Raw genomic sequence first — 12,538 nt, 5'->3', positions numbered from 1 at the left:
TATCAGTTTTTTGTGGTGAGTTATGATGCATTAAACATTTTGTTTGCCATGCGCTGGGCTTGTTTGCCATAAAACCAGTAGGTAATTAAATAAAGCGGAATAGCTAACATTAAAAGCATAATCACCATAATGCTTAAGAACTGAGGCTGTTTGAGGTAAAGCATAAAGTTTTGCAAAATCTCAGGGTCTTTTCTTGAAAATAAAAACAGACCAAATAAAACACCACACAAGTTATAGCCCCAAAATATGAGGGTAAAACCTAAAGTAAATTTCTTTTTTTCTGGTACTGTCGGTGCACGGCGTTCTTTCTTTAAAAATCTAAATAAGACAAAAATCATTGCGCCTAAATATGGAACGGCTGTTAAAATACCGCCTACACTCGCTGGTAATAGTGCTGCAATCACACCGACAATTAAAGTGAGCACGATGCATAAAGCAAAAAACCAGAGAAAGTAAGAACGTAATTTGGTCATATTTTTGCCTAATTTTTGGGTTCAAAAAATAATTATAAATTTTTTTCGATTTTTTTTCATTTTCTGTCAACCAATCCTGATCTCTTGACGTTATATAGGGTAACAAGGTCGCAGCAACCGAATACTTCCTTTGCACGGCATCCGCAAAATTGTTTCGGTGACCTTTCATTACGACTCTTTCTTCCTTCGGATTAGGTTTTGTTAGCAGCCGAAACCCTTGATGAAGTTTTTGACCGACGATTCTCTCATCACTCGAATCGTCGGTTTTTATTTTCTAGTACGTTCATTTATTTTACGCTCACCATACACAATAATGCTTTCGTGGCTATAAAGGCTATGCGTATACTTTTTACACCATAAAAATATGATTTAAATAATATGAACACTATTGCCTATTTTGAAATCCAGTCTTCAAACCCTACCCGCGATGCGCAGTTTTATCAAGCTGTGTTTGGCTGGCAATTTAAACTCGATGAAAGCTTACCGATTGAATATTACCGCATAGAGACACCTTCAATTATGGGTGGGCTATTAAAACGCCCTGCTCAAACACCGCCAATGGAATATGGCACCAATGCATTTACCTGTTCGGTTCAGGTGGAAAACTTCGATGAAGTGGCTGCAAAAATTTTAGCGCAAGGTGGCATTGTGGCAATGGATAAATTCGCTATTCCGGGCCGCGCTTGGCATGGTTACTTTGTCGATTTAGACCACAACGTTTTTGGTATTTTTCAAGTCGATGAAAATGCAGCTTAAAGATTTTATTTAGCCTATTTATTTTAATTTATAGCCACCGCTTTTATCGGTGGCTATTTCATATGAATTATTCAGCAAAGCTAAAGCTGGCTTCACATGTAATTGGAAAATTTACCGAATTGGCAATCATACATTCGTGATGTGCTTCTTCATGCAGTTTTGCTGCAAGCTCTTGGTCAGCCCCTTTTTCTAAAACAACCTCGGGCCTTAAAATAATTTGGGTAAAATGACCACGTTTGACCGGATCTGTATCTTCCATAAAACCAAGTGCATGATCGACATAACTCACAACGTGAATATGATTGACTGCACATAGGTGTAAATACCAAAGCTTATGACAAGCAGAAGCTGACGCGACCAATAAATCTTCTGGGTTCCATCTGGTCACATCGCCCAAATAGGCAGGGTCTGATGAACCTTGAATAGTGGTCTTTTGAGGATGCTGAATACTAAAGTCGCGTTTATATGAACGATAAGAGGAAGTGCCTGTACCCGTATTGCCTTCCCACTGTATTTTTACTTCGTATTTATGAATAGCCATTTTGTTCTCAAAGTTCATGGTTTGACCTGATAGTAACAAAGCAGAGCTTAAGGAGACAAAATAATTCAGATTTCATTGCTGGCTTAAATAACGAACACTTTAAAATGTCTTGATAAAATCTCCTGCCAATTTATGCTAACGTATCTGTGTTTATCTTGGCTTGATGTCTGTTTCTATGTCCGTACATTTTCTACATACTTCTGACTGGCATTTGGGGCAGTTTTTTTATAATCACTCACGACACTACGAACACCAACAATTTTTAAGCTGGTTGCTCACTCAAATCCAAGAAAAACAACCACATGCCCTGCTTATTGCTGGCGATATTTTTGATGTCATTAACCCGGGTTCTCAAGCACAAAAACAACTCTACCAATTTTTAGCAGATGCCCATCGTATTGCACCGCACATGCAAACACTCATGATTGCGGGTAACCATGACTCAGGCTACCGTATTGAACAGGTCGAACCGCTTTTAGAAAAATACAATGCAAAAACTGTGGGTGTGGTTCGCTGGAATGAAGATAAAACCCTAGATCTCGATCGACTGCTTTTACCTATCTATAACCAAAATCAAGATATTGTGGCGTGGTGCCTTGCCCTGCCTTTTTTACGTTCGGCCGAAATTACGGGCTTTAACGAACATACCACCAATAGCAAAAACGCGATTGCCTATTTGCACCAGCAACTCATTGCCGAAGCCAAACGTCGTAAGACACCAGACCAAGCGCTTATCTTGATGTCGCATGCGCATATGCAAGGTGGGGAAACATCCGACTCTGAACGCCCCATTATTATTGGTAATGAAGAGGCGCTTTCAACGACGTTATTTGAAGATGCGGTCGACTATGTCGCTTTAGGGCACTTACATAAACCACAAAAAGTAGGTCAGCCGCACATTCGTTATAGCGGTTCACCCATTCCGCTTTCTTTTAGCGAAATTAACTATAAGCACCAAGTGGTTGAGGTCAAAATTGACCCTTCTCAAGATACGGACAACCGTTTGCAATTTGAAGCTGTGGAAATTCCGCGCTGCATACAATTGCACCGCATTCGTGGTGAGCTAAACGAAGTGCTGCAACAACTCAAAGCCTTGCCTCACGGTGTGATTGAAAATATTGACCACCGTGAATATGTCGATATTGAATATTATAGTTTAACGCCGCCACAGCCAAATTTACGTCAGCAGTTTGAAGCAGCTCTGCCACCTGACCGCTATCGTTTAGTGCGTATTTCACGTCAATACGTGAACAAAGACACAACTAATTCAAATACTACCCAGCACATTGCTCTTGAGCCACCAACACCAGAAAAACTCTTTCAAAATATTTGGGAAAAACAAGGTTACAGCGCCGATGATGCGGTCTTAAAAGATTTTCTGAGTCTGGTACAAGAAGCACAAAAACATCTTGAAAATGATGCAAGCCATTAAGGATATGTCATGAAAATTTTATCCATTCGAATAAAAAATCTGGCATCGCTTGCTGATGAGCATTTTATTGACTTTGAAAGCGCACCTCTGGCCCATGCAGGTCTCATTGCAATTGTGGGGAAAACTGGCGCAGGTAAGTCGACTATTCTAGATGCGATGTGTCTGGCCTTATTTAATCGGGTTCCTCGCCTTAAAGACAGCGATGGTAAGTTAAAAGATGTTGATGGCTCTGAGTTGCTGACCAACTCTCCTTTAACTGTTTTACGTCGTGGTACAGGACATGGTTTTGCTGAGCTTTGTTTTATTGCGCAAGATCAAAAGCGCTATTTGGCTCGTTGGGAAATTAAACGTGCACGTGAAAACCCAAATGGTAAATTGCAAAGTGTACAGCGCCACTTAAAATGTTTAACCGATGGTGTGGTACTTGCCGACAAAGCCAAAGCAGTTGATGAAAAAGTTAAGCAAATTACCCAGCTTTCTTTTGAACAGTTTGCTCGTGCGGTGCTACTTGCCCAGTCCGAAGTGACCGCATTTTTAAAAGCTCGAGACAGCGAACGCGGTGAATTACTTGAGTACCTAACTAACTCCAGCATTTTCGCCAAAATCGGTGAACTGGCTTTTCGTAAAACAGCCGATATTGCAAAGCAGCGTAAACAACTGGAAGAGTTTTTAGGTCACATTGAAATTTTGTCTGATGAAGAGATTGCTGCATTTACCGAGCAATACCAGCAAGCCGAACAAAACTATCAACAATTAGAACAACAAAAACATGTCTTAGACAAACAGCAACAATGGTTTGAACGTAAAGCAAAACTTGAACAAGAAGTTCAAACAAAACAGCAACAGTTTCAAACCCAGCAAAATCACCATCAACAACTGGCTAGTGAACGTGAGCAATTAAAACGACTCGAAGTTTTCTCTGAAATACGCCCACAAGTTTTTCAGCAAGCTCAAAATTTACAAACCCTACAACAACTTGAACCGCAAATTCAGCAAGCTCAAACCAAGTTTAATGAGTTGGTACAAATTTTTGAAACGGGACAAAAAAAATATCAACTTGCAGAACAACAGCTTAAACAGACCCTCGATTTTGAGCAACAGCATCAACATGCTTTAAATCAAGTTCGACAGTCCATTCAAGAACGCGCTTTTATTGCCGATGAATATAAAAAGTGCAAAGAAAAAAGACAGGTACTTGAACAAAACCTAAGCCCACTACAACAGCAGCAAAACGCGGTACAACAGCAAATTGCACAGCTTGAGCAGAACAAAATTCATTTACAACAGCAGCTGATCCAAACTCAGCAATATGCTGAATTAGATAAGGGCCTTTCAGCACATCTACATCAGCTTGGGCAATTTATTCAAAATTACCAAACGATTGAAGAACAGCTCGGTAACCCTCCCCTTGCTCGCCAAAAGCTATCGGAAGCTAAAAGTGAACTCGAACAACTCACAGTTTCACTAGGCACCGTTGAACAGATTGAGTTAAAGCTTGAACAACAGCGTAAAGATAAAGATCAGAAACTTGCTCAAGTCACGCAGTTAGATCTGATTCAACAGAAAATAAAAATTTATCATGAGCTATATGCTGAGCTTCAGCAATTCACCGAAAAACATACTCAAGCCTCCGCGAAAGAAGACCAACTTAAAACCGTTTGCCAGTTAGCTGAACAAGACTACCAAACAGCAAAAACTGAACGTGAAAAGTTACAGCACATCCTGCAACAGCAACGTTTACTACACACCGAAAATATTGAACAGTTACGTGCCAATCTTAAAGAAGGTGAAGCGTGTTTGGTCTGTGGAAGCACCCACCATCCTTATCGTATTGATGACAGTGCAGTCTCCAAGGCCTTGTTCGATTTACAGCAACAGCAAGAGCAACAAGCTATTGCACTCGAGCAAACTAAGTTTAATGCATGGCAAACCCAGCAACATGCACTTACTCAGTGCCGGGCCGAGCTTGAACAAGTTCAGAAATATCTAGCTCAACTGCAAGTAAAACAGACGCACTTACAGCAAGAACTTGAGCAAGCGTTTAACCTCAATCAATTACACATTGAGCTTAATCAAGCACCTGAACAAATCTTACAAACACTTAATGAGCTGAGACAAGCGACACAAACTGCCATAAGTTTATTTGACTCAGAAAACTTACGTTTAACCCAAGCCATTAAACAACACAATCAACTTGTTCAAACTATTCAGCGTAATGAAAGTTTGCTTAATACAGCACAGCAATGGCAACAACAAGTTCAACATATTGTCGAGTGTTTATCGGAAACCGAACAGCACGCATGGCAGCAAGCAAGTAGCCAAACAGCTAAGCAGACTTGGGCTATTCTGGATGCACGTGCTAAGCAACTTGAACAACAAGAACAGCTTTCACAGCGTTTTGAACAACAGCAGCAAGAACTTAAAATGTTAGCTGCCAACCTTGAGCAAATGACCAAGCAAATTGATGAGATCGATCAAAATCTCCAAGAGATTACGCTTAAAGGCCAACAAAATAATGAAAAAGCGGTATCGCTCATTCAGCAAATGACAGGCCGTTCGGATATTAAGCCGCATGAATGGTTAATTGAGCATGACGCTAAACGTCAGCACCAACAAACGGCGTATCATGAGGCTAAACAGCGTTTCGAACAAACCAGACAACACTTTGAACAGCAAAAACAGGCGCTCGATCAACTTAAACATCAGCATCAACACACAGGACAACATCAACAGCAGATCGATGGGCAAATTCAAAACTGGTTAAAAGCCCATACTGATTTTCAGGCATCTGATCTTACGGCACTCATACAGATTAATTCAGCTCAAGAGCAAGATATTCGTAACCGTCTTAATCATGCCGAGCGTTTATTAAGTGAAGCCTCTTCTGCCCTTAAAACGATGCAAGAGCAATTAAGCGAGCACTTACAAACTCAGCCAGATATTGAATACGAAAAGCTCGTTAGCCTTATTCAAGACAATATTGCAAAGCTCAAAGCACAGCTTGAAGTGCGTGACGGGCTAAAGCTGAAGCTTGAATTACATCAGCAAAACCTTGCCAAACAGCAAAAATACGCTGAACAAATTCAAAACATTCAACAAGAAGAACATCGCTGGAGCAAAATTTCAGGCTTGATTGGTGATGCCAAAGGTAAAGAGTTCCGTGACTATGCTCAGCAATATCACCTAGATATTTTAGTTGAACATGCCAACCAACAACTGGCGATGCTTTCTCAGCGTTATACGCTAAAACGTCTTGATCAGTCATTAAGTCTTGCCATTATTGACCACGACATGGATGGAGAAACCCGCTCAGTTGCGTCTTTATCTGGCGGTGAGTCGTTCTTAACTGCCCTTGCCTTGTCTTTAGCGATTGCCAATATGGCATCGGGTTCAATGAAAATTGAATCACTGTTTATTGATGAAGGTTTTGGTACTTTAGATGCCTCATCTTTGCACATGGTCATGAATGCTTTAGACCAACTGCAAAATCAGGGACGTCAGGTCATTCTCATCTCACACATTCAAGAAATGCATGAACGCATTCCTGTACAAATTCAAGTGAAACCACTTGGCGCTGGTGCAAGTACCATTGAAATAGTGGGTTAAAACTAAAAAGCCCCGACATCCTGTCGGGGCTTTTTTAGATTCTGCGTTGGTATGACTCCTGTCGTACCTGTCTGCATCCATTCATGACTTTTTATTGTTATTCTTAGAAACATCCTGTTTCCTGATGAGTTCATAGTACAAAAAAAGCATTGTCTGCCATAGCCGCAAAAGGCCGCAATTTCTGTAAGAAATCGCTTACATCAGCCTTTTTGCGAATAGTCTCTAGCCCCAAATAAAGCTGTGCCTACACGTACCATGGTTGAACCAGCGGCAATTGCGGCTTCTAAATCACTCGACATTCCCATACTCAATGTATCCCAGTCTTCTGGGTGAGCATGTTGGTCTTTTACCACGTCAAATAATTTTTTGGCATCTGCAAAAGCACCTGTATTGTCAGGAGCCGGAATCACCATTAAACCACGTAACTTGATTTTCGGTAGTTGACTCATTTGAGCAACCAACTCGGCAACGTCTTCCGGTGCACAACCATCCTTACTCTCTTGCCCATCAATATTGACTTGCAAACAAATATTAAGCGCAGCTTGGTCATCACCACGTTGGTTAGATAGGCGTTCTGCAATAATTAAACGATCTACCCCATGAACCCAATCAAACTTCTCTGCCAAATGCTTAGTTTTATTCCGCTGAACATGACCAATGAAATGCCATTCAATATCCAAATCCTGTAAAGCATCAATTTTATCTAAAGCTTCTTGCAAATAATTTTCGCCGAATGCCCTTTGCCCTGCTGCATACATTTCACGCAATCTTTCACTCGGATGAGTTTTCGATACGGCTAAAAGTTGCACAGTTTCAGGCGCACGCTGAGCAAGTTCACAAGCTGTTTTGATTTGCTGTAATACGTGCTGTCGCGCATCTTGCAGGTAATTCATTGACAAGGTTCTCATTTTCAAAAAACTTTTTTGCTTTTCACATAAAGCGAGGTGTTGGTAAGCCTCGGTGAAAGCCGTATATTATTCTACAAAATAATGACATATTTTAATTTACTTGGGGAAATTATGGATATTACAGAGCTACTCGCCTTCTCTGTGAAAAATGGCGCGTCCGATTTACATCTCTCTGCTGGCATGCCACCAATGATTCGTGTTGACGGTGAAGTTCGTCGTATTAACTTACCAGCCTTAGAACATAAAGATGTCCACCGTCTTGTTTACGACATCATGAATGATAAACAGCGCCGTGACTATGAAGAAAAACTCGAAACTGACTTTTCTTTTGAAGTACCTAATGTTGCGCGTTTCCGTGTTAACGCATTTAACCAAAACCGTGGTGCTGGTGCAGTATTTCGTACCATTCCATCTAAAGTCCTCACCATGGAAGATCTAGGTCTAGGACAAATCTTTAAAGATATTTGCGACTATCCTCGTGGCATTGTACTGGTGACAGGACCAACAGGTTCGGGTAAATCAACTACGCTTGCAGCGATGCTCGATTATATTAACGAAAACCGCTATGACCATATTTTAACGGTGGAAGATCCAATCGAATTTGTACACCAGTCTAAGAAATGTCTCATTAACCAGCGTGAAGTGCATCGTGACACACACGGCTTTAATGAAGCACTTCGCTCAGCACTGCGTGAAGACCCTGATATTATTTTGGTCGGTGAGATGCGTGACCTTGAAACTATTCGTTTAGCATTAACTGCTGCCGAAACAGGTCACTTGGTGTTTGGTACGCTCCACACTACGTCGGCAGCAAAAACCATTGACCGTGTGATTGACGTATTCCCTGCCGAAGAAAAAGACATGGTTCGTGCCATGCTGTCTGAATCTTTACAAGCGGTTATTTCGCAGACCCTGCTTAAAAAGAATGGCGGTGGCCGTGTCGCAGCGCATGAGATCATGATTGGTATTCCGGCTATTCGTAACTTAATTCGTGAAAACAAAGTCGCGCAAATGTACTCAGCCATTCAAACTGGTGCCAGTCATGGCATGACCACACTCGACCAAAGTTTAAAAGGCTTAGTCGCTCGCGGTGTGATTAGTCCACAAACCGCACGTACTGCGGCAAAACAGCCTGAATCATTCCTATAAAAATAACAAAATAGCGAGAATACAATTATGGATTTTAATGACCTACTCAACCTGATGGTTGAAAAAAAATCATCGGATCTCTTTATTACAGATGGCGTTGCGCCCTCTATGAAGATTAACGGGCAAATTGTTCCAATTTCAAAAAATAGTCTTTCTGGGGAAGTGATTGGTCAACTGTTACATTCCATCATGAGTGAAAAACAACGCAGAGAATTTGCAGAAACTCGTGAATGTAACTTTGCCATTATGAACCGTGAAAAAACGGCGCGTTTTCGTGTCAGTGCTTTTCAGCAGCGCGACATGCCAGGCATGGTACTACGTCGTATTGAAACCAAGATTCCTTCAATTGATGACTTGCAGTTACCGCCTGTACTTAAAGATTTATCGATGACCAAACGCGGCATTATTATTTTCGTAGGCGCGACAGGTACAGGTAAATCCACTTCATTGGCTTCAATGATCAGCCATCGTAACCATAACTCTAAGGGCCATATCATTACCATTGAAGACCCGATTGAGTTTATTCACGAACATGCAGGCTGCATCATTACTCAGCGTGAGGTCGGGATCGATACCGACTCATTTGAAATTGCCTTGAAAAATACATTACGACAAGCGCCGGATGTCATCTTAATTGGTGAGATTCGTTCTCGTGAAGTCATGGACTACGCGATTGGCTTTGCTGAAACAGGCCATCTTGTATTAGCTACCATGCACGCCAACAACGCCAACCAAGCACTCGACCGTATTATTCACTTTTTTGAAAGTGACCGTCATAGCCAGCTTTATATGGACTTGTCACTTAACTTAAAGGCTATGATTGCGCAGCAGCTCATTCCAACACCAGATGGTAATTCACGCCGTGCAGCAATTGAGATTTTAATTAACTCACCATTAATTTCAGACTACATCCGTAAAGGTGAAATTCATGAAATTAAAGATTTGATGAAACGCTCACGTGAACTTGGTATGCAGACCTTTGACCAAGCTTTATTTGATTTATATAAAGCTGGTCAAATTACCTACAAAGATGCACTTAAACATGCTGACTCACCGAACGATTTACGTTTAACCATTAAACTTGCAGATGAAGGTCCTGATCAATTATCAGACGGAAAACAGCATTTAACTTTTGACCGCCAGTAATTTCTTCATAAAAAAAGGAAGGTTAAACGTAACCTTCCTTTTTTATTTGTTTTCTTTATGTGAAAACGATTATTTCTTGCGCAATGCTTCCTGACATTCAGGTTCATTACAGTAACCATAGAGATTTAATGAGTGACCCGTTAAGGTAAACCCATGTTGTTCTGCTACAGAATGCTGTTCTTTCTCGATAACATCATTAGTAAATTCAATGACTTTGTTACAGTTTTGGCATACCAAATGATCGTGATGATCTTCTTGCATGATTTCGAAAACAGAATGGTTATTTTCAAAATGGTGACGTTGAATAATACCCGCAGCTTCAAATTGTGTTAACACACGGTAAACTGTCGCAAGTCCGACATCTTCCCCTTGCTCTAACAAAGTCTTGTAAATATCTTCGGCGCTAAGATGATGTTGTTTTGAATTTTCTAATAATTCCAAAATCTTAATTCGTGGAAGGGTAACTTTAAGTCCAGCTTTGCGCAAATCTTGATTGGAAATAGGCATGAAAAAAGGTCTCTCAACAAATCTCAAGTTGGAATAGGCAATAGAATTTAGATGAAGTATGATCTATCCTTTGATCAAATGCATCATAATTTATTGGGATAGTGTAGCAAAATGCAAAAACTCGTGCTGACGTTATTCGTCACTTCACTCCTAGCTGGTTGTTCAATCTTTGGTGTATATAAGGTTGATATTCCTCAAGGGACTCCATTGACTAAAGCTCAAGCCTCTCAAGTACAGGTCGGCATGAATTTCCAGCAAGTGCGCTTTTTGCTTGGTAGCCCAACAGTGACTGATCCCCTCAATCCACAACGTTGGGACTATATCTACAACTATATCCCGGGAACATATGCTAAAAAAGCGAAAATCCCCGCAGCACATGGTCAGCATTTAAAAATTTACTTTGATGGAACTGGAACCGTAACTAAAATTGAAGGTTTAGAGACTATTCCAGAATCGCAACCAGGTTTACCTGCTTCCAAAGAAGCAATTTTAACTGCCCCACCACTATAATCGTTTTTTCTAATAAAAAGAAACCCCTCTAGTGAAATACTTGAGGGGTTTTGCTTATTGAGCTGATTGCTTAAAGCGATTGCCTTTAATGTATCTGCCTACAGGGTTTTTCGCAGCACGTTTCCGGCGAATATCTTTTGGATTAATCGTTAATGGTCGATAAACCTCAACTCGATCGCCTGCATGTAATACCGCATCAGTTTCTACTTTTATTCCAAAAATGCCGAGCTGAAGTGGTTCAGGCAAATCTATTTGATTTGATAAACCACTTGCTTGAACTGCCTGTGCAGCAGTCATTCCTTCTTCAAATGGAACAGAAATTAGAAACTGTTGTTCCGGTACCGCAAAAGCGACCCAAACTTGTTGTGTGCGTTCCATTAGATACTTTGTCCAAGTACAGCAATCATTGCCACAATAATTGAAAGCGGCAATACGATACGTACAGCAATACGCCATAGGTTATAAAAAAGCTCATTGCTGAAATTCATCGATTTACGCAAGTGGCTAATTTTCATAATCCAACCTGCAAAAACTGCATAGATTAAGCAAATAAGTAAGCCCCACAGCATAAGAATAAGCGTGAATAAATTATGAACTTCCGGCACCGCCCAAACTGCAATTGCTACAACAATAATCACCCATTGTAAAACAGGCATAAGCTGTCGCTGAGCAAGTTGTTCTCTAGCCAACTGCACAAATAACGCGGATGTCATTACTCCGGTAAATATCCACGTTAAAACGGGTAATTGAGCCTGAAGCGAGAAAAAGCCAAAAGCAACCACAGCAATGAGCTGAGCTAACCAAATTGGAAGAACAGTTTTCGTTGCGCCTTCTTGCGCCTGAACAGCACCTACACTATTTTGCCAGTAAAGCCCTAAACCTAACCCGCTCGCGACAAGTGCAAGTACAGTTGCATTACCCCACTCCTTAAACTCAACACTGGTCCAATGCCAAGGTTGTAAAGTCGAGCCCATCATATTTGCCAACACAATAGAAGCGATTACTCCTAAGGTCATTAATAGAATAAGTATTTGGCGTGGAATAAAAGATAATACCAAGGCAGCAACTGCAAGGCCTGCAAAAATAATTTGACCGGAAATGCTTGGGGCAAACTGTGCAACTAATATATTGCTCGCAGTACTTAGAACGTTACCCGCTAAGAAAGGAATAAAAACAACAGCAAGCCAGCCAACCACACGCCATTTAGGGGAACTATCAGCTTCACGAGTTAAACTCGATAACGCATTTAAAGCGGTTGTTTTTGATCGTTTTGCTAAAGCAATTTCCAAATAACAAACTGGTAATGCCAATAACAACATAGTGCCAAACCACAATAACCAGAAATCGATTTGACGATCTATCTGGATTCCCATGGTTGGTGCCAAAGTGGCCATGATGACAAAAGATAAGCAAAACGCCATAAGAGGCGATAACCATCGTGACATAGGTATGTCCTGCATTATGCATTCCTTGAAAAAGTCTATAGATATTTTGCCCGTCTCATGCATGA

Annotated in this window: 12 protein-coding genes; 6 read left to right on the top strand and 6 right to left on the bottom strand. The window is 40.9% G+C overall.

Annotation, left to right across the window (positions count from 1 at the left end; all coding sequences use genetic code 11):
• Window positions 1-20 precede the first annotated feature (20 nt).
• Window positions 21-473, bottom strand: a complete 453-nt coding sequence (locus NQ782_RS16730) for an ABZJ_00895 family protein (protein WP_000164152.1) — start codon at window positions 471-473, stop codon at window positions 21-23.
• 378 nt (window positions 474-851) lie between these two features.
• On the opposite strand from NQ782_RS16730, the gene NQ782_RS16725 reads away from it, so the two are divergent.
• On the top strand, window positions 852-1,229 hold the full coding sequence (locus NQ782_RS16725; RefSeq protein ID WP_017816629.1) for a VOC family protein: 378 nt from the start codon (window positions 852-854) through the stop codon (window positions 1,227-1,229).
• Window positions 1,230-1,296: 67 nt separating this feature from the next.
• On the opposite strand, the gene NQ782_RS16720 is transcribed toward NQ782_RS16725, so the two are convergent.
• On the bottom strand, window positions 1,297-1,770 hold the full coding sequence (locus tag NQ782_RS16720; protein ID WP_000974355.1) for an OsmC family protein: 474 nt from the start codon (window positions 1,768-1,770) through the stop codon (window positions 1,297-1,299).
• A 163-nt stretch (window positions 1,771-1,933) separates the two neighbouring features.
• On the opposite strand from NQ782_RS16720, the gene NQ782_RS16715 reads away from it, so the two are divergent.
• A complete protein-coding gene (locus tag NQ782_RS16715) occupies window positions 1,934-3,202 on the top strand; it encodes an exonuclease SbcCD subunit D (RefSeq protein ID WP_031997756.1) in 1,269 nt (422 codons plus the stop codon).
• A gap of 9 nt (window positions 3,203-3,211) precedes the next feature.
• Window positions 3,212-6,808 carry an AAA family ATPase gene (locus NQ782_RS16710; protein WP_057094170.1) on the top strand — a complete coding sequence of 1,199 codons (3,597 nt, stop codon included), beginning with the start codon at window positions 3,212-3,214 and terminating at the stop codon, window positions 6,806-6,808.
• A gap of 200 nt (window positions 6,809-7,008) precedes the next feature.
• Here the strand turns inward: NQ782_RS16710 and NQ782_RS16705 are convergent, their stop codons facing one another.
• On the bottom strand, window positions 7,009-7,701 hold the full coding sequence (locus tag NQ782_RS16705; RefSeq protein WP_031959811.1) for a YggS family pyridoxal phosphate-dependent enzyme: 693 nt from the start codon (window positions 7,699-7,701) through the stop codon (window positions 7,009-7,011).
• A 126-nt stretch (window positions 7,702-7,827) separates the two neighbouring features.
• Here NQ782_RS16705 and NQ782_RS16700 point away from each other — a divergent pair, with 126 nt between their 5' ends.
• Both NQ782_RS16700 and NQ782_RS16695 read left to right on the top strand, forming a co-directional pair.
• The gene (locus NQ782_RS16700) at window positions 7,828-8,865 is read left to right on the top strand and encodes a type IV pilus twitching motility protein PilT (RefSeq protein ID WP_057094168.1); all 1,038 of its coding nucleotides are present in this window, start codon (window positions 7,828-7,830) and stop codon (window positions 8,863-8,865) included.
• A 27-nt stretch (window positions 8,866-8,892) separates the two neighbouring features.
• Complete coding sequence (locus NQ782_RS16695) at window positions 8,893-10,011, top strand: PilT/PilU family type 4a pilus ATPase (protein WP_000347039.1); 1,119 nt, start codon at window positions 8,893-8,895, stop codon at window positions 10,009-10,011.
• 69 nt (window positions 10,012-10,080) lie between these two features.
• Here the strand turns inward: NQ782_RS16695 and fur are convergent, their stop codons facing one another.
• Window positions 10,081-10,518: a ferric iron uptake transcriptional regulator gene (gene fur, locus NQ782_RS16690; protein WP_001122847.1), complete on the bottom strand. Its 438-nt coding sequence runs from the start codon at window positions 10,516-10,518 to the stop codon at window positions 10,081-10,083.
• A 111-nt stretch (window positions 10,519-10,629) separates the two neighbouring features.
• Here fur and NQ782_RS16685 point away from each other — a divergent pair, with 111 nt between their 5' ends.
• Complete coding sequence (locus NQ782_RS16685) at window positions 10,630-11,028, top strand: outer membrane protein assembly factor BamE (protein WP_001170994.1); 399 nt, start codon at window positions 10,630-10,632, stop codon at window positions 11,026-11,028.
• Between the two features lie 54 nt (window positions 11,029-11,082).
• Here NQ782_RS16685 and NQ782_RS16680 read toward each other — a convergent pair whose 3' ends face one another.
• A complete protein-coding gene (locus tag NQ782_RS16680; protein ID WP_000442581.1) occupies window positions 11,083-11,406 on the bottom strand; it encodes an RnfH family protein in 324 nt (107 codons plus the stop codon).
• The gene (locus tag NQ782_RS16675) at window positions 11,406-12,473 is read right to left on the bottom strand and encodes a membrane protein (RefSeq protein WP_010590411.1); all 1,068 of its coding nucleotides are present in this window, start codon (window positions 12,471-12,473) and stop codon (window positions 11,406-11,408) included. Before NQ782_RS16675 ends, NQ782_RS16680 begins: the two co-directional genes overlap by 1 nt.
• Between the last annotated feature and the right edge of the window lie 65 nt (window positions 12,474-12,538).

The organism is Acinetobacter sp. BD54, assembly GCF_044778325.1.
Classification (GTDB): domain Bacteria; phylum Pseudomonadota; class Gammaproteobacteria; order Pseudomonadales; family Moraxellaceae; genus Acinetobacter; species Acinetobacter baumannii.
This window is presented reverse-complemented; position numbering and strand designations above follow the sequence as displayed.